The organism is Allobrachymonas denitrificans DSM 15123, assembly GCF_900110225.1.
GTDB classification, from domain to species: domain Bacteria; phylum Pseudomonadota; class Gammaproteobacteria; order Burkholderiales; family Burkholderiaceae_C; genus Brachymonas; species Brachymonas denitrificans.
The window spans coordinates 1-23,884 of the sequence record NZ_FOCW01000003.1 but is presented as its reverse complement, the minus strand read 5'-3'; the positions used below and the strand labels follow the sequence as shown (position 1 = coordinate 23,884).

Here is a 23,884-nt window from a genome sequence, read left to right as displayed (position 1 = left end):
CTCCTGAAAATGCGGCAGCGGGCCGCAACTGTCATTGTGCAATAAAACGGCAAAGGCAGAAGCACTCAGAACTCCTCGCGGAAGCCGTTGATGAGCGGATAACGCCAGTCGCGGCCGAAGCTGCGGTGCGTGATGCGGATGCCCACGGGCGCCTGCTGGCGCTTGTATTCGTTGATGCGGATGAGGCACGTGACCTTGTCGACGGCAGCCTGATCCAGCCCCTGCGCGACGATGTCGGCCAGCGGCACGTCGTTTTCCATGTAGCGCATGACGATGGCGTCCAGCACATCGTAGGGCGGCAGGCTGTCCTGGTCGGTCTGGTCGGGGCGCAGCTCGGCGCTGGGCGGGCGCGTGATGATGCGCTCGGGGATCGGGTTGCTGCCGGTGCCGAAGGGATCGTTGGCATTGCGCCAGCGCGCCAGCGCAAACACCTGGGTCTTGAGCACATCCTTGATCGGCGCGAAGCCCCCCGCCATGTCGCCATACAGCGTGCTGTAGCCGGTGGCCACTTCGCTCTTGTTGCCGGTGATCAACACCAGCGAGCCTATCTTGTTGGAAATCGCCATCAGCAGCGTGCCGCGGATGCGGGCCTGGATGTTCTCTTCGGTCGTATCCTCGGGACGCCCCTCGAACAGCGGTGCCAGTGCGGTCTTGAAGGCATCGAAAGGCGGCAGGATGTCGATTTCGTCGTAGCGCACACCCATGCGCCCGGCCATATCGCGCGCGTCGATCAGGGAAATATCGGCCGTGTAGGGCGAAGGCATCATCACAGCGCGCACGTTGTCGGCGCCCAGGGCATCCACGGCAATCGCCAGCACCAGTGCCGAATCCATGCCGCCGGACAGGCCGAGCACGACCCGTTTGAAGCCGCTCTTGCGCACGTAATCGCGCGTGCCAAGCACCAGCGCCTGCCAGACTTCGGCGCTGCTGTAGCTGTATTGGTACGGAGGCAGGCCGAGTTGTCCGTCACGCTCAGGCTCTGGCGCAATGTCTGCCTGCACGCGCACGGCGGCGCCGGCTTGCGGCTTCAGGCTCAGCATCCAGTTCTGTTCCACGAAGCTGCTGGCGCGGCCCGCCAGCGTGCCATCAGCCTGCATGGCGAACGAGCCGCCGTCAAACACCACCTCGTCGTGGCCACCGACCATGTGGGCGTAGATGATGGGAGTATGGGTTTTCTGGCTGAGCACCGATTGCCTTTTTTCCCGATCACGCGCTTTACCCATGTGATACGGCGAAGCATTCATGATGGCAAGCGCCTGTGCGCCTGCTGCAACCGCCGCCTCGGCCGGCTCGTCGAACCAGCCGTCCTCGCATACCAGCAGGCCGATACGCACGTCCTCGACATCCACCACACAGAACTCGGTACCCGGTGCGAAATAGCGCAGCTCATCAAAAACCTGGTAGTTGGGCAGCTTCTGCTTGGCGACGCTGGCGATGCGCTGGCCTGCGCGCAAGGCAGTCACGCGGTTGGTGTGCTGGGGCACGCTGACGCAGCGCGTGCGGTAGTCGGCATTGCCGCTGGGATGGCCCACCACCACCGTCAGGTCCGTCAGCTCGGCCAGCTGCGCGGCGATGTCATCCACCGTCTGTTCGCATGCCTGGATGAAGGCGGGGCGCTGCCAGAGGTCACCGGCCGAATAGCCGCACACCGACATTTCTGCCGTCAGCACGAGGCGTGCCCCTTGCGCGTAGGCCGTACGTGCTGCCTCCACGATGGCACGTGCATTGCCGGAAAGATCGCCCACGACGGGGTTGAGTTGGGCTACACAGACGGTCAGGGACATGGTGATTCCTGGAGAAAGCAAAGTGCTGCCCACGAGCAGCGGTATTTAGGGAATTATGGCGTAGCGGACGGCTGCGATCTCAGGCTTGCAGCGGAGGCAGCACGTCCTGCAGGGCGCGGGCCGTATCTGCCAGACATTCGGCGCGATCGCCCTGCCCTTGCCAGGCATTGCGCCAGCCGGGGCTGCTTCCTTCCCATTCCGGATGTCCGCGCGCCGGCTTGAGGGCGCGCAGCACGGGGAACAGGCGCTCGGCCAGCGAACGATCCTGCTCCGGCTCCGCCTGGTCCAGATAGTGCACCTTGTCCATGGCAGCATGGCCGCGATGTTCCAGTGCCTGCAGCAGCAACAGCAACTGATCGGCCAGCACTACCAGCACGGTGTCTTCCAGCGTCAGTTCCTGTACGCCCTGCATGCGGTTCTCGAGTTTGCGCCACAGCGGACGCCAGCCCTGACTGGCCAGACCGCCCAGCGTCGCTCCCAATGTGGTGGCTGCTCCAAAGGACAGGCCGGCCAGCGCCACATCGGCAACCACTCCGAGGCCGGCGCCCACCATGGCGCCCAGGCCCAGCTTCTTGCCGGCCTCCATCAGCACTTCGGGATTGAACAGGTCATCCTCCCAGCGGCCCTGCAGACCGGGCAGGTTTTCCAGCTCGGCGTCATCCGGGCGGAAGGCGAACACGGCCAGCAGCTCGTCCACGGCCTTGCGCCCGCGCTTGAGCACGTCTGCCTGAAAGGCGCGCACGAAACCGGCCTGCTGCACCGGGTCGGCAAAGGCTTCGGCATCCAGCTCGCGGCGCATGGCGGCCAGATCGACCAATGCACCAGCTACGGCGCGGCAGGCTGCCTGACGCCGCTCTGCCTGCTCCTGCGCCAGCCAGTGCACGATGTCGGTCAGCTGCTCGCGACGCGGACGCAGCAGCGTTGCCAGATCACCGTACAGCATGCGTTCGGCGCCGATGAACGGCGCGACCGCATCGAATTCGACCTGGGCATGCAGGTTGGCGTCCAGCAGCGCCTGGCGCCACTCCGTCTGCCGGCTGTTGGCGGCGGCCACGAAGTTGAGCACGGGCATCACGGGCCGGGCGCAATAGGTCAGGATCTCGAACTCGGCGCGGTACTTGGGCAGCACCGCTTCGCGGCTGTCGATGACGTACATGGCGGCATCGGCTTCATCGAGCAACGCGCGCAAGACCTTGGCTTCCTGCTCGAACACGCCTCTGGCCTCGGGGCCGGCAAGAAAGGCCCGCACGCGCTCCGGCCGGGTGCTGCCCGGCAGACTGTTCAGGTAGTCCAGCAAGGCGATGGAGTCCTCCAAGCCCGGCGTATCAAAGAAACGCACGGCGGTTTGCCCGTGCATGCGCAGGTCGATGCTTTCGGCGTGGCGCGTGGTGCCGGGGCGATCCGACACCTCGCCGAAGTCCACGTTGCGCGTCAGGGTGCGCAACAACGAGGTCTTGCCGGCATTGGTGTGGCCCACTACGGCGATGCGGATGGGATCAGTCATGGTGGGCATTATCTTCACCGGAATGGCCGGCTGTCAGCCAGGTATCGGCCGCGGAGGTGTCGAGAAATACCGGAATCTGCGGGAATCCGCTCGCTTCGAGCCAGGATTGCCAGCGCGCCGCGGCTGTGCCTGTGCCTGTGCCTGTGCCTGTGCCTGTGCCTGTGCCTGTGCCTGTGCCTGTGCCTGTGCCTGTGCCTGTGCCTGTGCCTGTGCCTGTGCCTGTGCCTGTGCCTGCGCCTGCGCCTGCGCCTGCAAGCAGGATGGCCGTGCGGCGGGCGGTGGCGGCTGCTTCGCGCAGGAAGCGCGCGGTGCCACGGTCGGGACTGCTATCGGCCCAGGTCACCACAAGCAAGGCATGCGGACGCTGTTCGGCCAGACGCTGCACCACGGCAGTGCGCTCCTGACTGCTGCCGGCAATGCGTTCCACCCACTGTACGGCGGGTTGCCAGGAAGGCTCCCAGTGCTCCGGCGGCCAGGGCTGCTCCGGCGGCAGTTCGAATCCCAGCAGCGCGGGAGCACCGGGATGCAGTACCGGCGGCAGCACGTGCACGGCATGGCCGTCACCGGCCTGTTCAGGGTCCACCACCACAGCCACGTCCAGCGCATCGAAACGGGCCAGCAGACGCCGCACGTAGGGGTCGGAGCTGTCCAGTGTAAGCCGGCGCTGGCCGGCTTTCCAGGCCAGCCAGCACAGCAGCATCAGCAGAAGGCGCGGCAGCAACCCGTAGCAGAACACGCAGCCGATCAGCCACCATGCCCAGGCACGCTGGTCGCCGTCCAGCCCACCGCCGGCAGCGCGCACGGCCTCTGCATCGGGCACAGGAAAGCCCAGTTGTGACGGCAGCCATCCTGTCATGCGGACGAACTGCTCGAAGAAGGAAGAACTGAGAATGGTGGTTTCCCAGCTCAGCCGGTAGGCATGAAAGGAGAATCCGAACCACAAGGCCAGCAGGATCAGCACAAAGGCCAGCGCCCAGATGGCATGGCTGATCAGCCCGAACGCCCAGGGAGCCAGACGGAAACGCTGCAGCGTCCGGCTCACGCCCTGCAGCAATGCAGCAGCATGCGGGCCGCGATCCAGCGGCAGCCGTGCAGTGAGGCGCAAGGCCAGCGCGCCCAGCGACCAGGGGGACGTTCCGCCCGCGCCGGAACCCGCATAAGACCAAAGCAGACCCAGCACCCAGAGCAACAGCATGAGCGCATGCGGCCCCAACACGGTGACAAAGGCTGCCATGGCATTGATGGCGCGCCCTTCTCCAATCACGGCTTGCGCCAGGCCCCAGGCCGACAAGGCCATCGCCGCAGCCAGCCCCAGCATCACCCACACACCCAGATGGCGCCAGCGCTGCCATTCAGCCGGCAGCCCCAGACGCTGGCCCAGCATCCAGGCCCGTTCCAGAACGCGCTCCATGCGCTCTGTCCTGGCGGCATGCGCCGCCGGGAGGATGGCGCTGTCATCCAGCGGCCCTTCGGCTTCGATCGCCTCAATGGCGTGCGCCACACTCAGGCGCTCCAGTGGCGAAGCAACAAGCGTAGCCCGCGTCATGCGGCCATCTCCATGCATCCGGTCCTCATCAAAAGGCCCCAGGACACTCTGGCAGAAAAGGGGATGCGGATAATGCGTGGCATGGCAAATGGGCAACAACACATCGGCGACACCCCCGAGGCTGACGCACGCACGGCGCAGGCCCCGGAGCGCCCGGATGCAATCCATTATGGCGTACAAACCCGGCGCGTTCTGGAGCGCCTGCAGCGCGGCATGGGCGGCAAAGACGCCGGCCCATTGACCTTGCAACTGGCCCTCGACCCGGCCGATGTGGACGCCCAGGCCTGGGACGATCTGCTGGCACAGCAGCAGTCGCCCAGCCCCTTCATGCGCCACGCCTATCTGCAGGCGATGCAGGCCAGCGGCAGCGCCACGGCAGAAACGGGCTGGCAGGCGCTGTTTCCCCAGCTCTGGCGACATGGGACGGACGGCCGCGAGCTGCTGGCGGCATGCCCGCTCTACGTCAAGTCGCATTCCTATGGGGAATACGTGTTCGACTGGGCCTGGGCCCGCGCCTATGCAGAGCATGGCCTTGATTACTACCCCAAAGCCCTGATCGCCGTGCCCTTCACGCCGGTTCCCGGCAGCCGGTTGCTGGCGCGTTCGGACCGCTGGCGGCTGGCCCTGCTGGAGGTGGTACGGGCGCTATGCGCCGACTATGGTTTGTCCAGCCTGCACCTGCTGCTGGGCGATAGCCACGACCAGACTACCGCCAGCGCCAACGGCCTGATGCTGCGCGATGGCGTGCAGTTTCACTGGCAGAACCGGTCACAGCTCCAGCCGGACACCGCCGACTGGCACAGTTTCGACGATTTTTTGGGTAGCCTGCGCCAGGACAAGCGCAAGAAAATCCGCGCCGAACAGCGCAAGGTGCAGGAAGCCGGTGTGCAGTTCCGCTGGGCGCGCGGCAAGGAGATTCCGGCAGAGGATTGGGCCTTTTTCTACCGCTGCTACGAACGCACCTATCTGGAACATGGCAATGCACCGTACCTGACGCCGGCCTTCTTCGCCCGCATGGCCGAATCGCTGGCGGACAACTGGCTGCTGTTCATTGCGGAGCGCGAAGGCGATCCGATTGCCTGCAGCCTGATCGGCCTGCACCTTGACCCTTCGGGCAAGCCGCTGGTGGCGTATGGCCGCTACTGGGGCGCGCTGGAGCGCGTGGATTGCCTGCATTTCGATGCCTGCTATTACCAGCCTCTGCAGTGGTGCATCGAACATGGCGTGCAGCGCTTCGAAGGGGGCGCGCAAGGCGAGCACAAGATGGCGCGCGCGCTGGTTCCCAGCCCCACCTGGAGTGCACACTGGCTGGCGCATCCGGAATTTGCACGGGCTGTTGGGCGCTTCCTCGAACGCGAGAAGGCCGGCGTGGCCGCCTATCAGGAAGAACTGCAATTGCGCAGCCCATTCCGCGCCAGCAGCGCTGCCAGCGTCACTGCAACAAAGCTGCGATAATTTCCCGATAAGCCTGCCCTGCTGCACGCTGCTGCATGCCATGAACCAGAACGCCGCCCCCTCTCCCTCTGAAGCCCCTGGCAAACGCTGGGCCGAGGTCGTGCGCGCGCAAGGCTTGCGCGCCACACGCGATGTGCTGCGGGTGCTGTCGGTGCTGGAATCGGCCCCGGCCCCGCTCAGTCACGAAGACCTGATGCGCGGCCTGCTGGCCGATGCCACGGGTTGCGCCATCGATCGCGTGACGCTCTACCGGGTGTTGGATCGCCTGCAGCATGTGGGGCTGGTAACACGCACCCAGGACAGCGAACGCACCTTCCACTACGCCCTTGCGCAAACCGGCAGCACTGGTTTCTTCGAATGCGAGCAATGCCATGCGCTCACGGCCCTGCCGGAAGATCCACAGTTGCCTGCGCTACTGGAGCAACTCAACGCCCGCCTGCATCAGCAGGGCCTGAACAGCACGGACATCACGCTGTCGGTGCATGGGGTGTGCGCGGAATGTGAAGAATCGCCACCGGCAGGCAAGCCATCTGGCACTGAAACAGCCAAGCGCTGATACGCCCCTATTGCCGCGTCGCGGCCCCTGCAATGCGAGCGCTCAATCCGGCAGGAACAGGGCCTGCAGATCACTCAGAAAATCAAAGCCCTGCTCTGTCGGCCAGACTCGCGCAAAGTCGCGTTCAATCCAGCCGCATCGCTCGGCTTCTTCCAGCGGACGCTGCAGCACCGTGATCGGCAGACCGGTGCGGTCGCCGAAATCGGCCAGGGCAAAACCGCTGCGCAGACGCAAGGCGTTGAGCATGAACTCGAACGGCAGATCCTCGCGCGCCACCTCGTGCTGCTGCGCCAGCGCTTCGCCGCGCATGGCCAGTTCCATGTAACGCTGCGGTTCGCGCACCTTCACCTGACGCACGATGCGATGCGGAAAGCTCAGCTTGCCGTGCGCTCCTGCGCCAATGCCCAGATAGTCGCCGAAGCCCCAGTAGTTCTGGTTGTGCACGCAGGCATGGCCGGGACGTGCATAGGCGGAAACTTCATAGCGCTGCATGCCAGCCGCTGCCGTGCGTTCAGTGATCAGGTCGAGCATGCCGTAGGCGCTGTCCTCGTCGGGCAACGCCTTGGGTGGGTATTTGGCGAAGTAGGTATTGGGCTCGATGGTCAGGTGGTAGATGCTGATATGCGGCGGCGCAAACTGCAAGGCCTGATCCAGATCCTGGCGCAGATCCTCTGTGGTCTGCCCCGGCAGGGCGTACATGATGTCGAGGTTGAAGGTCTCGAAACTGCGCGCAGCCTCTTCCACGGCGGCCAGTGCCTGGGCACGGTCATGCACACGGCCAAGTGCTTTCAGATGCGCATCGTTGAAGCTCTGCACCCCGATGGACAGGCGCGTGACGCCAGCCTGCGCAAAGGCCGCAAAGCGTTCGCGCTCAAAGGTGCCGGGGTTGGCTTCCAGCGTGATCTCGCACAGCGGCGCCAGCGGCAGCAAGGCACGGATCTGGCTCAGCAGGCTATGGATGGCTTCCGGCGAGAACAGGCTGGGGGTGCCGCCGCCGAGGAAAATGCTGTGCACCTGACGGCCCCATACCAGCGGCAGCGACTGCTGCAGATCAGCAATCAGCGCATCGCTATAGGCCTGCTCCGGCACACCAGCCCCGCCCTGCACTGCATGCGAGTTGAAGTCGCAGTACGGGCACTTCTTCAGACACCAGGGCAGGTGCACGTACAGGCTTAGGGGCGGCAGGGCTGGCAGTTGCAGGCTGCCGGGACGCATCAGGTCCAGCACGTCGGGGGCGGTTGCCATGAAGGTATCCAATCAGGCGTCGGGAGCCAGCCAGGTATTGCGCAGCAGGCGCACCATTTCGCGCGCCGACTGGCCGCGATGGCTGCGGCGGTTCTTTTCGTCCGGATCCATCTGCGCAAAGGTTTGATTCAGTTCGGGAATGAACATCACGGGATCAAAGCCGAAACCGTGGTCGCCTATCGGCTGCCGCGTGATCTGGCCAACGGCCCGTCCCACCGCCACCAGCGGCTCCGGGTCATCCGGCGAGCGCACGGCGACCAGCGTACTGACCAGCGCGGCACGACGCTGGGTAATGCCCTGCATCTGCTCCAGCAGCGCGGTGACGTTGTTGTCGTCGCCCTTCGGGTAGCCGAACTGGGTGGCGTAGTACGCCGTCTGCACGCCCGGCTGGCCGCCAAAGGCATCCACGCACAAGCCGGCATCATCGGCAATCGCGGGCAGCCCGCTGTGCTGGCTGGCGTTGCGCGCCTTGGTCAGTGCGTTTTCCAAAAAGGTATGAAAGGGCTCCGGGGCTTCGGGAACGCCCAGTTCCGCCTGCGGCACCAGTTCCACGCCCAATTCGCCGAACAGCGCCTGCAGCTCGGCCAGCTTGCCCTTGTTGTTGGAGGCCAGAACGATCTTCATGCCGTAACCCCTCAGCCTGCCAGCGCCTCGCGCTGCTTGTCCTGCAGGGCGAGAATGCCTTTTTGCGCCAGTTCCAGCATGGTGTCCAGTTGCTCGCGGCTGAAGGGCTGGCCTTCGGCCGTACCCTGCACCTCAATAAACTTGCCGGCACCAGTCATCACCACGTTCATGTCGGTATCGCAGGCGGAGTCTTCCAGATACTCCAGATCCAGCAGCGGCGTACCCTCCACCATGCCCACGGACACGGCTGCCACCGGTTCACGAATGGGGTTGCGCGACACCTTGAACTCGCGCAGCAGACCGTTCACGGCATCCTGTGCGGCAACGAAGGCGCCGGTGATGGCAGCGGTACGCGTGCCGCCGTCGGCCTGCAGCACATCGCAATCCAGCACGATGGTGCGTTCGCCCAGTGCTTCCAGGTCAAAAACGGCGCGCAGGGCGCGGCCGATCAGGCGCTGGATTTCCTGCGTGCGTCCGCTCTGCTTGCCCTTGGCGGCCTCACGGTCGCTGCGGGTGTGGGTGGAGCGCGGCAGCATGCCGTACTCGGCCGTCACCCAGCCTTCGCCGCTGCCGCGACGGAACGGCGGCACCTTCTCGTCCACGCTGGCGGTGCACAGCACCTTGGTGTTGCCAAACTCGACCAGCACCGAACCTTCGGCATGGATGGTGAAATTGCGGGTAATGCGCACCTGGCGCAGTTCGTCGTGGGCGCGGCCAGACGGGCGCGCGTAGCTGTTCGTGGTCATGGTGTTCCTTGGCTGAGACACGCTCGGGAAGTGGGGAGGTGATTTCGACGCGTTCTTCCGTGCATCAGCCAACCACCGGCTACAGATCCAGCGACTACATCGGCAATGCAACTCCGTCAGACATTGGCGTGTGCACGCAGCAATCGTCACGGTACAGGCCGAGCCACCGTCTATACTTCCGGCACGCCGCAGCCTGTGCTGCCCCCGATTTCTCCCTCCCGAGGTAATGCATGCCAGTTTACAGCATGACCGGCTACGCCAGCCTTCAGTCCACCCCCGGCCAGATGCAGGCCGATGCCAATCAGGGTTTCGATCCTGCCCTTCCGGATGACTGGCGCCTGAGCCTGGAACTGCGCGCCGTCAACAGCCGCTTTCTCGACCTGACTTTCAAGCTGCCCGAAGAACTGCGTCCGCACGAAGCCGCGCTGCGCGAGCTGCTGCAGAAGCAGCTGCGCCGCGGCAAGGTGGAGCTGCGCGCGTCGCTGGAGCACCAGTCTTCTGCGCCCGACCAGATGCAGGCCCCCTCGGTGCCGCTGCTGCAGCGCCTTGCGGCTGCCCAGGATGCGGTGCGCAGCTGGCTGCCGCAGGCCACGCCGCTGACGGTGGGGGAAGTGCTGCGCTTCAGCACGGCGCCCTCTTCCCTCGCCCTGGAGCCGGCGCAGATGCTGCAATGGCTGCTGCAGTGCATGGACAGTCTGCTGGAACGCTTCCAGCAGGCCCGCGAAACCGAAGGCAAACAGCTGGCCGACAGCCTGCAGCAGCGCGTGGAGGGCTTGCGCGCGCTGGCCAAGGAAGCCGAGCCGCTGATCCCCCAGCTGGTGGAACAGCAACGTCAGCGCTTTCTGGACAAATGGAACGATGCCTTCAAGCAGGCCTCCGCCCAGTCCACTGCAGCCCCTGTGTCTGCTGAAGCCGCACAGGAGCGCGCCCTGTCCGAAGCCACCGCATTTGCCATCCGCATCGACGTGGCCGAGGAAATCACCCGCCTGCAATCGCACTTGGATACCATCGAGAACCTGCTCACGAAAGGCGGCGAACTGGGCAAACGCATGGAATTCCTGATCCAGGAACTGCACCGCGAGGCCAACACGCTGGGCTCCAAATCCGCCGCGCTCGATACCTCCCGCATCTCGGTGGACATGAAGGTGCTGATCGAGCAGATGCGTGAGCAGGTGCAAAATATCGAATAAACCGACCTTTCCGATCCCATGCAGCAGAACACCCTCACCGAATACCCCGGCAACCTCTACGTCGTAGCCGCCCCAAGCGGCGCCGGCAAATCCAGCCTGGTCAAGGCCCTGATGGAAGTGGATGCAGGCGTCAAGGCCTCCATCTCCCACACCACGCGCGCACCGCGCGGCCAGGAAGTGGATGGCCGCGAATACTTCTTCGTGGACAACGCCACCTTCGACACCATGGTCGCCAACCAGGACTTTCTGGAGTGGGCCCAGGTGCACGGCAACCGTTACGGCACCTCGCGTCAGGCAGTGGAACAGCGCCTGTCCGAAGGCGGTGACGTGCTGCTGGAAATCGACTACCAGGGTGCGCTGCAGATCAAGCAGATCTTTCCGCACGCCGTGCTCGTGTTCGTGCTGCCGCCTAGCTGGGAAGAGCTGCGCTCGCGCCTGCAGCGCCGAGGCGAGGACAGTGCCGAGACCATCGAGCAGCGCCTGGTGAATGCCGAGCAGGAAATGGCACAGGCAGCAAAATTCGATTTTGTTATAATCAATGAGTTATTCGAGCGTGCACTGTTCGATCTCAAGAGCATCGTGCACGCCCAGCGTCTGAAATACGCCGCGCAAAGCCGCTCCAGGGCCACCGTGTTTTCCGCCCTGCATATCATCTGATTCCGGAGTACCTGCTTCATGGCACGCATCACCGTCGAGGACTGCCTCGAACAAATCCCCAACCGTTTCCAGCTGGTGCTGGCCGCCACCTACCGCGCCCGCATGCTGAGCCAGGGCCATCTGCCCAAGGTCGAAAGCCGCAACAAGCCCGGCGTGACTGCCCTGCGCGAAATTGCCGATGGCAAGATCGGTCTGGAAATGCTGAAGAAAGTGCCGACCTGATCCCAGGCAGACACCCATTCAGGGCGGCATTTGCCGCCATGCAGAAAAGCACCCCTTCAGGGTGCTTTTTTCATGCCCGCGGCTCCCATTTTGACAAGCCCGTGCGCTGTCTTAATCCTGTCATCTCGGGTAATATGAGAGCTCCTGTTTCCATTTCTTACGCCCGCGTTCTCCGAACGGATTGCCGCATGACTCCGTCCCCTGCCGAAACTGCCTCTGCCGCCAGCTTTGCCGCCCTGCTCAACAAACTCGACTACCTTGCCGAGAATGAGATCGCGAGCGTGCGCGCGGCCTACAAGCTGGCAGATCAGGCGCACCTGGGCCAGACGCGCAAGAGCGGCGAACCGTACATCACACACCCGATTGCGGTTGCTGCGCAGTGCGCTGAATGGAAACTCGACACCCCTGCCCTGATGGCCGCACTGCTGCACGACACCATGGAGGACTGCGGTGTCACCAAGGAAGAACTGACGGAGAAGTTCGGCGCCCCGGTGGCGGAACTGGTGGACGGCCTCACCAAACTGGACAAGCTGCAGTTCAGCAGCCGGCAGGAAAACCAGGCCGAGTCCTTCCGCAAGATGCTGCTGGCCATGGCTGCCGACGTGCGCGTCATCCTGATCAAGCTGGCCGACCGCACGCACAACATGCGCACCATGTCGGACATGAAGCCCGACTCGCAGCGGCGCATCGCTACCGAAACGCTGGAAATCTACGCTCCCATTGCCAACCGCCTGGGCCTGAACCGCACCTACCGCGAGCTGGAAGACCTGTCCTTCAAGTATCTGCACCCCTGGCGCTACGAAACGCTGTCCAAGGCCATCGGCCACGCACGCAGCCGTCGTCGCCATCTGGTGCAGGAAGTGCAGAAGAACGTCGAGGACGCCTTTGCCACCGCCGGCCTCAAGGCCCGCATCAAGGCGCGCGAGAAAACCATCTTCTCCATCTACCGCAAGATGGACAGCAAGAAGCAGAGCTTTGCCCAGCTGTATGACATCTTCGGTTTCCGTATCATCGTGCCGAGCAATTCCGATTGCTATCTGGCACTGGGCATCCTGCACTCGCTCTACAAGCCGGTGCCGCAGCGCCTCAAGGATTTCATCGCCATTCCCAAGGACAACGGCTACCAGTCGCTGCACACCACGCTGATCGGTCCTGCCGGCATCCATGTGGAATTCCAGATGCGCACCGATGCCATGCACCAAGTGGCCGAGTCGGGCGTGGCGGCACACTGGCTGTACAAGACGCACGGCGAACAGGCTGCAGCCGACGGCAAGGGTGGCAAGCCCGCCAACTGGCTCAAGAGCCTGCTCGACATCCAGAAGGAAACACTGGATGCCAACGAATTCCTGGACCACGTCCGCCTGAACCTGTTCCCCGAGGACGTGTTCGTCTTCACGCCCAAGAACCGGATCATGTCGCTGCCACGCGGCGCCACCGTGGTCGATTTTGCCTATGCCATCCACAGCGATGTGGGCGACCGCGCCGTCGGCTGCCTGATCAACAACCGTGAGGCACCGCTGCGCACCGAACTGTCCAGCGGTGACGTTGTGCAGGTCATTACCGACCCTGATTCCACACCCAAGCCGGCCTGGCTGAGCTTTGTACGCACGGCACGGGCACGCTCGCGCATCCGCAACCACCTCAAGGTGCAATCCAACGAAGAGGCACGTGTGCTGGGCCAGCGCCTGTTCCTGCAGGCCTACCGCGCCGAGGGCATGGAGCATGTGCCTCCGCAGGACGAAGAACACAAGGCCGTTTGGGACAAGCTGCTGCGCTTTGCCAACAGCAAGAGCCTGGACGATCTCTACCTGGACATCGGCCACGGCAAGCGCATCACCACGGTGATCGCCAAACAGTTGGCCATGCTGATGACCGAACTGGGCGAAAAGCCCGACGCCGTGCTGCTGAGCATGGAGCGTTTCAACGAGGAGGCGCAGCAATACCGCCAGATCATCGCGCTGGACGGCAGCGAGAAATCCTCCGTGAAGTATTCGCCCTGCTGTCATCCGCTGCCGGGTGACGAGATCATTGGCTATCTGGGCCGTGGCGAAGGGCTGATTGTGCACACGGCCGATTGCACCGTGGCGAAGCGTCTGCGCGCCAAGGATGCCGAACGCTTCATGGAAGTGGAATGGGCGGAGCACATGACGCGCCGCTTCCCCACTGCCGTCACCGTCACCATCCACAACCGCGTGGGTGCCGTGGCCGGCATCACGGCCGCCATTGCGCGCTCCAATGCCAACATCGGCTACATCAGCATGTCGGACGACATGAACCAGGAAGTGCTGGACGTGCGACTGATTCTTCAGGTGCGGGACCGCCTGCATCTGGCCAACGTGCTGCGGGGTATCCGCCGGGTGCCGGCGGCGATTCGGGCTACGCGGGTGAAATCGGCGGCCTGAAGCCCCCATGTATATGCCCCGCCATTTCGAGCAGGACGACATCGCCACCCTGCACGCCCTGATGCGCAACCATCCGCTGTGCACGCTGGTGACACTGTCTGCGGACGGTCTCAACGCCAACCACATTCCCCTGCATCTTTCACCGGAGCCAGGCTCTTATGGGATCCTGCGTGGTCACGTGGCGCGCGTCAATCCGGTATGGAGCAACGTCAAAGCCGACACCGAAGTGCTGGCAGTATTCCAGGGACCTCAAGCCTACATCACCCCATCGTGGTATCCCACCAAGGCGGAATCGGGCAAGGCAGTTCCCACCTGGAACTACACGGCAGTGCATGCGTATGGAACCCTGCGCTGCGTGGATGACCAAGAGTGGTTGCGGAACCATCTGGATGCCCTTACGAATGCCCAGGAAGCAGTGTTTTCTGCGCCATGGAAGGTTTCCGATGCCCCCGATGACTACATCAGCAAGATGCTGAATGCCATTGTCGGCATCGAGATCTCCATCACACACCTGCAGGGCAAGTGGAAAACCAGCCAGAACCAGCCGGAGGGCAACCGGGCTGGTGTTGAGCGTGGCTTGCGCATGGTTGGCACGACCGAGGCGGGGTTGATGGCCGATCTGGTGCAAGGGCGAAACGGATAGTTCTTGATTCAGACCAAGTTTCGTCAATAAGAATAAGTCTCATTAGATAAATTCAGGCGATCATGGGAGGCATGTACAGCTACATCCTCCTCACCCACATCCTCGCCGCCACCATCTGGACCGGCGGCCACCTGGTTCTGGCATTGACGGTGCTTCCGCGTGCCCTCAAGGCGCGCGACCCCAGGATTCTGCTGGATTTCGAAGCCGGCTATGAGCGTGTCGGCATGCCCGCGCTTGTGATCCAGATCGCCACCGGGCTCTGGATGGCAACCCTGCTGCTGCCCTCCCATGCTGACTGGTTCAGCGGCGACACGCTGCAGAGCAAGCTGATCATGCTGAAGCTCGCCTTGCTGGCCATCACGGCAGTCACGGCACTGGATGCGCGGCTGCGCATCATTCCCCGGCTGACCGCGGCAACCCTCCCCGCCATGGCGCGGCGGGTGACGCTTGTCACCCTTGTTTCGGTTCTGTTCGTGATCGTTGGGGTGGCTTTCCGGGGCGGACTCTGAAGCCCTGTCCCACATGACGCGACCGCATCGCCCCGGCTGGCTTGCCAAGCGGTCACCGGGAAACTCCCTGCCTCCTGTTAACGCATGGTCACAGCAGCTGACCGTACACCATGGGAACATGGCTCATCGTCAACCAACGGAGAGAACCATGCCCAATGAGATTCTGGCCCTGGAAGCGAAGTTCTGGCAGGCCATGTGCGATGAAGACATCGATGCCGCCATTGCCATGCTGGACAGCGAAGCCGCCGTGGCGGGCATGCACGGCATCGGTCACTTCGACCACGCCGGCTACAAGCGGATGGCCGAGCAAGGCGGTGCCAAGATCATCAGCTTCAAGTTCTCGGACGAAAAGGTGATGCTTCCAACGCCGGATGTTGCCATCGTCACTTACACGGTGGAGCAGACCTTCGACCTGCATGGCGAGCCGCATCAGATGACGTCGTACGACACCACCACCTGGGTGAGGAAGAATGGCGCCTGGCTGGCGGCAGTCCACACCGAAACCCCCAGACCGGGTGATCCGGATGAGGATGAAGACTGAGCTGTCCGAAGTCAGCCGGCCTGCTGCGGTGCCGGGTAACTGACCTCAAGCACCTCGATCTCTTCCACCCCGCCAGGTGTCTGCAACAGCACCGTGTCCCCCACGCGCGAGCGCAACAACGCCCGGCTAATGGGCGCAATCCAGCTGACCTGCCCTTGCAGGCTGTCGACTTCGTCCACGCCCAGGATGGTAATGGTTTTTTCATCACCGGCCTCGTTGGCGTAGGTGACGGTGGCACCGAAAAAGACCTGATCGCCACCATGATGCACACTGGGATCAGCCACCTCGGCCTTCTCCAGCCGTTTGGTCAGAAAGCGGATGCGGCGGTCGATTTCGCGCAGGCGCTTCTTGCCATAAAGGTAGTCGCCATTCTCGGAGCGATCGCCGTTGCTGGCGGCCCAGTGCACGGTCTCGACCATGCGCGGACGCTCGTCATCGATCAGTTGCATCAGCTCGCCGCGCAGACGGGCGTAGCCCTGCGGCGTGATGTAGTTCTTCACGCCCGTAGGCATCGACGGCATGACGTCGTCGTCATCGTCGTCGTGATCGGTTTCCTTGGTGAATGCCTTGCTCATGCCTCAGTTCTTCATCGGACGGTCATGCATGTCGTCATGCGAGACCGTCATCAAACCCGTGATGCTTACCAGCCCGCCTCTTACAGGATGAAAGGCCGCCCCGTCACCGGCGTGCTGGCCACCGCCATGTCCTGCGGCGCAATGATGCCCGCCTCGAAGCCGGCGCGTCCGGCGGCGATGGCATCGCGGAAAGCCCCGGCCATCTTGACTGGATCATGGGCCTGCGCAACCGCCGAGTTGAGCAGCACGGCATCAAAACCCAGCTCCATGGCCTGTGCCGCATGCGAAGGCGCGCCCAGGCCTGCATCCACCACCAGCGGCACATGCGGAAGGCGCGCGCGCAGGGTACGCAGTGCCCACGGATTGAGCAGCCCCTGACCGGAGCCGATCGGAGCGCCCCAGGGCATCAGAATGCGGCAACCGGCGTCCAGCAGGCGCTGGCAGGTCACCAGATCATCGGTGCAATACGGGAAAACTTCGAAGCCATTGCGCGCCAGTTCCTCGGCTGCCTGCACCAGTTCGTAGGGGTCGGGCTGCAGCGTCTGCTCATCGCCAATCACTTCCAGCTTGATCCAGTGCGTGCCCAGCAGCTCGCGCGACATCATGGCCAGCGTGACTGCTTCGCGCGCACTGCGGCAACCGGCCGTGTTGGGTAGCAGACGCACGCCGGTGCTGCGCACCACATCGACAAAACCGTTGTCGGACTGGGCGCCCTTGTCGATACCCAGCTGCCGGCGCAGGCCCAGCGTCACCACCTGCGCGTTGGAGGCCACAATGGCCTGGCGCAGCACCTCGGGGGACGGATAGCCGGCGCTACCGAGAAAGAAACGGCTCTCCAGCGTCACATCTGCAATCTGCCACGTCATGGCCTTACCCTCCGACAATCGCCTGGAAGCACATCACGGTATCGCCCTCCTGCAGCGCATGCGCGGCACGCGCATCACGCGGCACGAACTGGCCGTTGACGGCAGTAGCGTGCGTCATCGGGTCGAGATCGCGCGCCTGCAGCAGCGCATCCAGCGTGCTGCCCGCCGGCAAGGCCAGCGTCTCGCCGTTGAGCGATACCTGCAACTGTCCGCCTGCGCTGCCCTGCGCCGGGACTGCCTCGGTCTGTCCAGTCATGGAAATCCATCCTTGTGCAAAAACAGAATCATAGCGCCGCAAGCGCAAGGCGCTCATGCGCAGGAGCAAGCACTTGGCCTCCCTGATCCCATATGCTGGCAAAACAAGGGATTACCAGCCCCACCCCCGCTTGACTGCGAATCTGCATACAATGCGTGCATATGCTCCGGGGTGTTTATGCGCCATGCGCACAGGCTGAGATGGCTTTGCCGAACCCGCGAACTTGACCCGGTTCACACCGGCGGAAGGAGAGCAGCCTGTCCACGCATCCGGCCCATTCTGGCCGGAACTGGCGCACAAGGCCTCCGGAGCAGTTTTCTACCGAGATTCTCTGGAGACAGCCCATGAACGCGCCCGACCACATCCCCGCTCCGCCCGCAGACCTGAACCAGCTGCTCACGCTCACGCGCGATCCCCTGCCCGCGTCCACCAAGGTGTACGTGCCCGGAGCGCAGGCCGGCGTCGCCGTGCCCATGCGCGAGATTGCGCTGACCAATGGCGAGCAGGTGACGGTGTACGACACCTCAGGCCCCTACACCGATCCCAAGGCCGCCATCGACGTGCGCAAGGGCCTGCCCACGGTGCGCAGCCAGTGGATCGAGGCACGCGGCGACAGCGAAACCTACGAAGGCCGTCTGCACCACATCCTGGACGATGGCGGCAAGCTGGACGAGCGCGATGCCGAACGCATCGAGGTGCTGCGCCGTGAAGCCGCTGCCCTGCAGCGCCAGCCGCGCCGCGCCAAGGCCGGCGGCAACGTCACGCAGATGCACTATGCACGCCAGGGCATCATCACGCCCGAAATGGAGTACATCGCCCTGCGCGAGAACGGCAAGCGTGAGTGGATGGCCGAGTACCAGTCCGACCTGAACCGCGAAATGCGCCTGAAGGGCAATGGCCTGGGGGCCAGCATCCCCAAGATCATCACGCCCGAATTCGTGCGTGACGAGGTGGCCCGCGGCCGCGCCATCATCCCCGCCAACATCAACCACCCGGAAATCGAGCCGATGATCATCGGCCGCAACTTCCTCACCAAGATCAACGCCAACATCGGCAACTCGGCCGTCACTTCCAGCATCGAGGAAGAAGTCGAGAAGCTGGTGTGGTCGATCCGCTGGGGTGCCGACACCGTGATGGACCTGTCCACCGGCAAGAACATCCACACCACACGCGACTGGATCATCCGCAACAGCCCGGTGCCGATCGGTACCGTTCCGATCTACCAGGCACTGGAAAAGGTGGGCGGCATTGCCGAAGACCTGACCTGGGACATTTTCCGTGACGTGCTGATCGAACAGGCCGAACAGGGCGTGGACTACTTCACCATCCACGCCGGTGTGCGCCTGCCCTACATCCACCTGACGGCGAATCGCCGTACCGGCATCGTCAGCCGTGGCGGCTCCATCCTGGCCAAGTGGTGCATCGCCCACCACAAGGAAAACTTCCTGTACACGCACTTCGAAGAGATCTGCGAAATCATGAAGGCGTATGACGTGAGCTTCAGCCTGGGCGACGGCCTGCGCCCCGGCTCCAACGACGACGCAAACGACGAAGCCCAGTTCGCCGAACTGCGCACGCTGGGCGAGTTGACCCAGATCGCCTGGAAGCACGACGTGCAGACCATGATCGAAGGCCCCGGCCACGTGCCCATGCACATGATCCAGGCCAACATGGACGAGCAGCTCAAGCACTGCCACGAGGCGCCCTTCTACACCCTGGGCCCGCTGACCATCGACATTGCCCCCGGCTACGACCATATCAGCAGCGCCATCGGCGCCGCCATGATCGGCTGGATGGGCACGGCCATGCTGTGCTACGTGACGCCCAAGGAGCACCTGGGCCTGCCCGACCGCAACGACGTCAAACAGGGCATCATTGCCTACAAGATCGCGGCGCACGCGGCAGACATTGCCAAGGGCCACCCCGGTTCGCGCGCACGCGATTCCGCCATCAGCAAGGCCCGCTTCGAATTCCGCTGGATGGACCAGTTCAACCTGAGCCTGGACCCGGACACGGCGCTGGCGTTCCACGATGAGACCTTGCCCAAGGATTCCAGCAAGGTGGCGCACTTCTGCTCCATGTGCGGACCCAAGTTCTGCTCGATGAAGATCACGCAGGAAGTGCGCGACTATGCGGCCCAAAAAGAGGCGCAGGAGCAAGGCATGGCCGAAAAGAGTGCAGAATTCATGGCAGGCGGCGGCGAGATCTACGTGCCGGTGCCCGGGGCGAAAGCCTGATCTGGGAGGGGGTGTCCACACGGTTTCGTGACCGCCCCTATAATCTACTTGTTCGTAAATTGAATTTCAAGGAGAACGAGATGAACGTTGGTGGTATCGACCGCATCCTGCGCATTGCCGTAGGCCTGATCCTGATCCTGGGCACGCCCCAACTGCTCGGCTATATCGGCAGCAACTGGGCATGGCTCGGCCTGCTGCCCCTGCTGACCGGCCTGCTGCGCACCTGCCCTGCTTATAAGCTGATCGGCATGAACACCTGCCCGATGAAGAAGTGAGGACGCGCAGATGAGCGGTATTCCCAGCTACAAGGCCCACACCAAGGACATTTCCAGCCATCTGGCCGGCTTCCGTGCGGCCCAGCCCGACCTGATGAAGGCCTTCGGCGAGATGTCTGCTGCAGCCACGCGCGATGGCGTGCTCGATGCCAAGACCAAGGAGCTGATTGCCCTGGCCCTGGCCGTTGCTGCCCATTGCGACGCCTGCATCGGCTTTCACGTGAAGGCGCTGGTCAAGCTCGGCGCCACGCAACAGGAAGTGGAAGAAACGCTGGGCATGTGCGTGTACATGGGCGGTGGTCCGTCCCTGATGTACACCGCCAACGCCCTCGCCGCGTTCAAGGAATTCACGGCCCAGGCCTGATCTCCTCCTCTCGCGGCCCTGGGTCCGCGAGTCTCCTCGGCCTGCGGTGCGTGCACCCCAGGCCGTTTTTCTTTGCCGCGTTCGCATTTTCTTGCCCCACGACAAAGCCCATCCAGCCCCTGTTGCAGATAATGCCCGCCATGCAATCCGTTCCTGCCTCGCTGCTTCCGTCTCCCCTCTTTTCTTCCCTGCACGCACCCGCGCATATCGGCATCGCCGGTGCTGGCGTACTGGGACGTTTGCTGGCCTGGCAGCTCGCCCGCGCCGGTCACAAGCTCACCGTGATCGACCCGGCTTCGGGCAGCACGCCGGATTATCAGCAGCCACGTGCTGCCGGTTTTACGGCTGCCGGCATGCTGAGCCCGCTGGCCGAGCTGGAATGCGCCGACTGGAATCTGGCCGAACTGGGCTGGTGGAGCATCGACCTGTGGCGCGTGCACGTGGAACAGTTGCGCGCCGTGCACCAGCAGGACGTGTACTTTGCCCAGCGCGGCAGCCTGCTGCTGGCACACGGCAGCGATATGGGCTCGGCCCAGCGCCTGCTGGCGGGGCTGCAAAGCAAGGCGCCCGCGGAACAGGGCGACGTGCCGCTGGCCCGGTCGCTGGGCGCGCAGGAACTGCAGGAAATGGAGCCCGGCGTTTCGCGCCAGTTGCGCGGCTGGTTGCTGGAGAAGGAAGGCCAGATCCACACGGTCGAGGCGCTGGTCGGACTGGTGGCGGCCGCCGAGCAATGTGGGGCCGTGTTCCGCTGGAACACCGCTGCGCGCGAGGTGCTGCCGCATGCCATCGATGGTGAACGCTTCGACTGGGTATTCGACACACGCGGACTGGGCGCCCGCGATGGCAATACCGGCAGCACGGCTACCCTGCCTGCTGCCAATTGCAGCCTGCCGCCTTTTGTCCATCAACTCGCCGCAGGCTCGGCGCTTCCCGACCAAGGGATGCGCGGTGTGCGCGGTGAGGTGTTCTGGCTGCATGCTCCCGGCGTGGAGCTGCATCGTCCGGTGCGCCTGATGCATCCACGCCATCGCGTCTACGTGGTGCCCCGCCCCGGCGACATGATCGTGGTCGGCGCCAGCGAAATCGAGAGCGAAGATCGCAGCCCGGTCAGCCTGCGCAGCACGGTGGAACTGCTCGCAGCAGCGCATGCGGTGCTGCCCGAGCTGACCGAAGCGCGCGTGGTGCATATGGAAAGCAACCTGCGCCCCGCCCTGCCGGACAACATGCCGCTGATCCAGGTGACCGATGGCCTGACTCGTATCAACGGTCTGTTCCGCCATGGCTGGCTGATTGCGCCCTCACTGGTGGAAAACGCGCTGCAGGCCAGCGGCCTGGCGGCCAGCCGCTGACGACTCAGGCCGTACGCGGCCCGAACATGATCACCAGCATGCCAGCCAGACACAGGCCGATACCCGCCCAGTCTGTCCATGCCGGCCGGATGCCGTCGACCTGCCACAGCCAGAGCAGCGCCACACTGATGTAAACGCCACCGTAGGCCGCATAGACACGGCCAGAGGCTTGCGGATGCAACGTCAGCAGCCAGGCAAAAAGCGCCAGGCTCAAGGCCGCCGGCAACAACAGCCAGGCGCTATGCCCCTGGCGCAGCCAGAGCCAGGGCAGATAGCAGCCAACGATTTCTGCCACGGCGGTGGCGGCAAACAGGCCCAGGGTTTTCAGGAATTCCATGACCAGCCCTCAGGCGACATCGGCCTGCAAGGGGTAGCGCACCGGCTCCTGCTGCGGCTCTTCCCGTACCGCTGCCACGCGCTGCACAAAGCGCTCCGGGTCGGACAGAAAGCCATCCTCATAGGCCACCACGCGCCATTCCTGGCCGGCCTCGTGTAGCACCTGCAGCAACTCTCCGGGCTGCAACAGGAAATCCGGACTGGATGGACGACCCACGCTGGCATTGCCGTGGGCAAAGGTTTCGTACAACAGCACCCCGCCCGGCTGCACGCTGGCCAGCAGAGCGGGAAACAAGGACCGCCACAGATAGTTGGTCACCACCACGGCACCAAACTGCCGCCCCGGCAAGGGCCAGGGGCTGCCATCTTCCAGATCAGCCTGCAGGGTGTCACCCCACTGGCTGGCGGTCTGCAGGGCCTCGGCGCTGCGGTCCACGCCCAGCACCGCATGGCCCTGCTCGGCCAGCCAGCGCATGTGGCGACCCTGGCCACAGGCCACATCCAGCACCGACGCACCGGCGGGGATCAGCGGAGTAAAACGGCGAATCCAAGGCGAAGCCTGGGAGGTGGCATGGGGCATGGCGATCAGCGGGAGTGGATGACAAGCCTCTACTGAAACATTGTGGCCGTGAAGCGGTGTCGGCTTGAACGAATTGTTAGGGGGCAGGCTCATGTGCATAGGTTTGCACGATTTTGCGAAGGCGAGCCAGATGAACTGGGCTTGTCGCGCACAAGGCGGCAAGGTCAGGAATGAACGATTTCATGCCGGCGAAAACGGCCTCTGCGAGATCACCGTAGTGAACAGGAAGGTGAGCGCCATTCTCGTGATTCTTGGCGAAAGTGATCAGGTTCTGAATGTGTTGTGCTGATCTGTCGCCAGTGTAGTACAGCAAACGACGTGCTTTGCCTGCATTCGATAGTCTCGACTGAGATGTAAAGGTGTGGAGCACTGCGCACCGAGCGCCCCAAAGATCTACCTCATTGAACTCGAGTGCCGGATCTGTGAGAACGTGCTTCTTGACCCAATTTTGAAATGATTCTCCAGTTGCTTCCGTTTGCGTGACTGGAGCGTCTAGAAGGCCGCAAGTGTCGATTGTCGAGTAAATGATGACGAGTGAATGAGGGAGCAAGTCTTCTTTGAACAGAGTACCAATCGCCTTGGTAGTTGCAAGGAAGTAGCCTTCCAACATTTCATCGACTGTCTGTGAACTCACATCTGCCCCCTAACGGATTAAGGTAAGCGGCGGCTGGAGGCCGTCCGCTTGAGCGCCCTGTTGGGCGGTTTCATCTTGCCGTGTATTGACCCAGCCCTTTCTGCACAGATCAAGCTGCTAAAGCATAAGCCTCAGCGGGGGTCTTCATGCCCAGCGCCTGATGTGGACGCTGGTAGTTGTAAAAGCGGATCCAGTCGCCAATCACACGGCTGGCGTGTTGCAGCGTCTCGAACCGGTGGCGGTGCACGCATTGGTCTTTGAGCGTGCGAATCACACGCTCGACCATGCCGTTTTGTTCCGGGCTGTACGGCGTGATGAACTCCTGCTGCAGCCCATAGCTTTTGACCAGCGCCGTATAACTGCGGCTGGTGAACACCAGCCCATTGTCCGAGCGCAGCAGGAACGGCTGCTTGACCTTGCCCAAACAGCCATAGCGGGCGATCAAGGCCTGCTCCAGCGCACTTTCTGCCGTTCTGGCCTTGCCGCTGCGGCTCAAGTGCCAGCCCAGCAGTTCCCGACTGTAGCAGTCGATCACCAGAGCCAGAGAGGCCCATCCGTCCTTGCCTGTCCAGGCGCGGCACAAATCTGTCGCCCAGCGCTCATCCGGAGCCTTGGCCACAGACGGCAAGACCTGGATGCGCGGCCTGAACCCCACGGCCCGCTTCCTCACCTGCCAGCCCTTGAGCTGGAAGATGCGCTGCACCGTGTTCTTGTTCATCCCCAGCAGGTGCGCTACCGTGCGATACCCGAAGGACGGATGCTCCTCTATCAACACCTTGATCGGTGCC

26 protein-coding genes and 1 riboswitch are annotated in these 23,884 nt (G+C 63.6%); of the genes, 13 read left to right on the top strand and 13 right to left on the bottom strand.

Features of this window, described 5'->3' with window-relative positions; translation table 11 throughout:
• Positions 1-65: 65 nt before the first annotated feature.
• From BMW28_RS07825 to BMW28_RS07815, 3 genes are all read right to left on the bottom strand, one after another.
• Positions 66-1,784 carry an NAD+ synthase gene (locus BMW28_RS07825; protein ID WP_091816304.1) on the bottom strand — a complete coding sequence of 573 codons (1,719 nt, stop codon included), beginning with the start codon at positions 1,782-1,784 and terminating at the stop codon, positions 66-68.
• A gap of 79 nt (positions 1,785-1,863) precedes the next feature.
• A complete protein-coding gene (locus BMW28_RS07820; protein WP_091816603.1) occupies positions 1,864-3,288 on the bottom strand; it encodes a GTPase/DUF3482 domain-containing protein in 1,425 nt (474 codons plus the stop codon).
• Complete coding sequence (locus BMW28_RS07815) at positions 3,281-4,834, bottom strand: DUF2868 domain-containing protein (RefSeq protein WP_159430735.1); 1,554 nt, start codon at positions 4,832-4,834, stop codon at positions 3,281-3,283. The genes BMW28_RS07820 and BMW28_RS07815 overlap by 8 nt, the downstream gene beginning before the upstream one ends.
• Positions 4,835-5,047: 213 nt before the next feature.
• On the opposite strand from BMW28_RS07815, the gene BMW28_RS07810 reads away from it, so the two are divergent.
• Positions 5,048-6,289 carry a GNAT family N-acetyltransferase gene (locus BMW28_RS07810; RefSeq protein WP_091816297.1) on the top strand — a complete coding sequence of 414 codons (1,242 nt, stop codon included), beginning with the start codon at positions 5,048-5,050 and terminating at the stop codon, positions 6,287-6,289.
• A 40-nt stretch (positions 6,290-6,329) separates the two neighbouring features.
• Positions 6,330-6,845 carry a Fur family transcriptional regulator gene (locus BMW28_RS07805; RefSeq protein WP_091816295.1) on the top strand — a complete coding sequence of 172 codons (516 nt, stop codon included), beginning with the start codon at positions 6,330-6,332 and terminating at the stop codon, positions 6,843-6,845.
• 42 nt (positions 6,846-6,887) lie between these two features.
• On the opposite strand, the gene hemW is transcribed toward BMW28_RS07805, so the two are convergent.
• The 3 genes from hemW to rph are packed head-to-tail and all read right to left on the bottom strand — an operon-like array spanning position 6,888 to position 9,460.
• Entirely contained in the window at positions 6,888-8,090 is a 1,203-nt protein-coding gene (hemW, locus tag BMW28_RS07800) for a radical SAM family heme chaperone HemW (protein ID WP_091816600.1), read from the bottom strand.
• 12 nt (positions 8,091-8,102) lie between these two features.
• The gene (gene rdgB / locus BMW28_RS07795; RefSeq protein ID WP_091816292.1) at positions 8,103-8,714 is read right to left on the bottom strand and encodes an RdgB/HAM1 family non-canonical purine NTP pyrophosphatase; all 612 of its coding nucleotides are present in this window, start codon (positions 8,712-8,714) and stop codon (positions 8,103-8,105) included.
• 11 nt (positions 8,715-8,725) lie between these two features.
• Positions 8,726-9,460, bottom strand: coding sequence for a ribonuclease PH (rph, locus tag BMW28_RS07790; RefSeq protein WP_091816289.1), 735 nt, complete (start codon positions 9,458-9,460; stop codon positions 8,726-8,728).
• A 230-nt stretch (positions 9,461-9,690) separates the two neighbouring features.
• Here rph and BMW28_RS07785 point away from each other — a divergent pair, with 230 nt between their 5' ends.
• The 7 genes from BMW28_RS07785 (at position 9,691) to BMW28_RS07755 (ending at position 15,624) form a co-directional block, all read left to right on the top strand.
• Positions 9,691-10,650, top strand: coding sequence for a YicC/YloC family endoribonuclease (locus tag BMW28_RS07785; protein WP_091816285.1), 960 nt, complete (start codon positions 9,691-9,693; stop codon positions 10,648-10,650).
• A gap of 18 nt (positions 10,651-10,668) precedes the next feature.
• On the top strand, positions 10,669-11,307 hold the full coding sequence (gene gmk, locus BMW28_RS07780) for a guanylate kinase (protein WP_091816282.1): 639 nt from the start codon (positions 10,669-10,671) through the stop codon (positions 11,305-11,307).
• Between the two features lie 18 nt (positions 11,308-11,325).
• Positions 11,326-11,529 carry a DNA-directed RNA polymerase subunit omega gene (gene rpoZ / locus BMW28_RS07775; RefSeq protein WP_091816280.1) on the top strand — a complete coding sequence of 68 codons (204 nt, stop codon included), beginning with the start codon at positions 11,326-11,328 and terminating at the stop codon, positions 11,527-11,529.
• A gap of 188 nt (positions 11,530-11,717) precedes the next feature.
• Complete coding sequence (locus BMW28_RS07770) at positions 11,718-13,931, top strand: RelA/SpoT family protein (RefSeq protein WP_091816278.1); 2,214 nt, start codon at positions 11,718-11,720, stop codon at positions 13,929-13,931.
• A gap of 7 nt (positions 13,932-13,938) precedes the next feature.
• On the top strand, positions 13,939-14,574 hold the full coding sequence (locus BMW28_RS07765; protein ID WP_091816275.1) for an FMN-binding negative transcriptional regulator: 636 nt from the start codon (positions 13,939-13,941) through the stop codon (positions 14,572-14,574).
• A 71-nt stretch (positions 14,575-14,645) separates the two neighbouring features.
• The gene (locus BMW28_RS07760) at positions 14,646-15,083 is read left to right on the top strand and encodes a CopD family protein (protein WP_091816272.1); all 438 of its coding nucleotides are present in this window, start codon (positions 14,646-14,648) and stop codon (positions 15,081-15,083) included.
• 148 nt (positions 15,084-15,231) lie between these two features.
• Positions 15,232-15,624, top strand: a complete 393-nt coding sequence (locus tag BMW28_RS07755; protein ID WP_159430734.1) for a nuclear transport factor 2 family protein — start codon at positions 15,232-15,234, stop codon at positions 15,622-15,624.
• 11 nt (positions 15,625-15,635) lie between these two features.
• Here the strand turns inward: BMW28_RS07755 and greB are convergent, their stop codons facing one another.
• From greB to thiS, 3 genes are all read right to left on the bottom strand, one after another.
• A complete protein-coding gene (greB, locus tag BMW28_RS07750) occupies positions 15,636-16,199 on the bottom strand; it encodes a transcription elongation factor GreB (RefSeq protein ID WP_091816266.1) in 564 nt (187 codons plus the stop codon).
• A gap of 80 nt (positions 16,200-16,279) precedes the next feature.
• On the bottom strand, positions 16,280-17,065 hold the full coding sequence (locus BMW28_RS07745; protein ID WP_091816264.1) for a thiazole synthase: 786 nt from the start codon (positions 17,063-17,065) through the stop codon (positions 16,280-16,282).
• 4 nt (positions 17,066-17,069) lie between these two features.
• Entirely contained in the window at positions 17,070-17,321 is a 252-nt protein-coding gene (thiS, locus tag BMW28_RS07740) for a sulfur carrier protein ThiS (protein WP_091816261.1), read from the bottom strand.
• Between the two features lie 157 nt (positions 17,322-17,478).
• Positions 17,479-17,588: riboswitch (TPP riboswitch) on the top strand.
• Positions 17,589-17,665: 77 nt separating this feature from the next.
• Here thiS and thiC point away from each other — a divergent pair.
• From thiC to BMW28_RS07720, 4 genes are all read left to right on the top strand, one after another.
• Positions 17,666-19,558 (top strand): phosphomethylpyrimidine synthase ThiC, encoded by a 1,893-nt coding sequence (gene thiC, locus BMW28_RS07735; RefSeq protein ID WP_091816258.1) that lies wholly within the window; start codon positions 17,666-17,668, stop codon positions 19,556-19,558.
• An 80-nt stretch (positions 19,559-19,638) separates the two neighbouring features.
• Positions 19,639-19,833: a YgaP family membrane protein gene (locus BMW28_RS07730; RefSeq protein WP_091816598.1), complete on the top strand. Its 195-nt coding sequence runs from the start codon at positions 19,639-19,641 to the stop codon at positions 19,831-19,833.
• Positions 19,834-19,843: 10 nt separating this feature from the next.
• The gene (locus BMW28_RS07725; RefSeq protein WP_091816256.1) at positions 19,844-20,197 is read left to right on the top strand and encodes a carboxymuconolactone decarboxylase family protein; all 354 of its coding nucleotides are present in this window, start codon (positions 19,844-19,846) and stop codon (positions 20,195-20,197) included.
• A 140-nt stretch (positions 20,198-20,337) separates the two neighbouring features.
• On the top strand, positions 20,338-21,546 hold the full coding sequence (locus BMW28_RS07720) for an FAD-dependent oxidoreductase (protein WP_091816596.1): 1,209 nt from the start codon (positions 20,338-20,340) through the stop codon (positions 21,544-21,546).
• Between the two features lie 4 nt (positions 21,547-21,550).
• Here BMW28_RS07720 and BMW28_RS07715 read toward each other — a convergent pair whose 3' ends face one another.
• The 4 genes from BMW28_RS07715 to BMW28_RS07700 form a co-directional block, all read right to left on the bottom strand.
• Positions 21,551-21,883, bottom strand: coding sequence for a YnfA family protein (locus tag BMW28_RS07715; protein ID WP_091816252.1), 333 nt, complete (start codon positions 21,881-21,883; stop codon positions 21,551-21,553).
• A 9-nt stretch (positions 21,884-21,892) separates the two neighbouring features.
• Positions 21,893-22,462 (bottom strand): class I SAM-dependent methyltransferase, encoded by a 570-nt coding sequence (locus tag BMW28_RS07710; RefSeq protein ID WP_091816248.1) that lies wholly within the window; start codon positions 22,460-22,462, stop codon positions 21,893-21,895.
• 76 nt (positions 22,463-22,538) lie between these two features.
• Positions 22,539-23,072 (bottom strand): hypothetical protein, encoded by a 534-nt coding sequence (locus BMW28_RS12765; RefSeq protein WP_143280562.1) that lies wholly within the window; start codon positions 23,070-23,072, stop codon positions 22,539-22,541.
• Between the two features lie 133 nt (positions 23,073-23,205).
• The coding region (locus BMW28_RS07700) for an IS3 family transposase (protein WP_091816241.1) at positions 23,206-23,884 on the bottom strand (679 nt) is incomplete at its 5' end.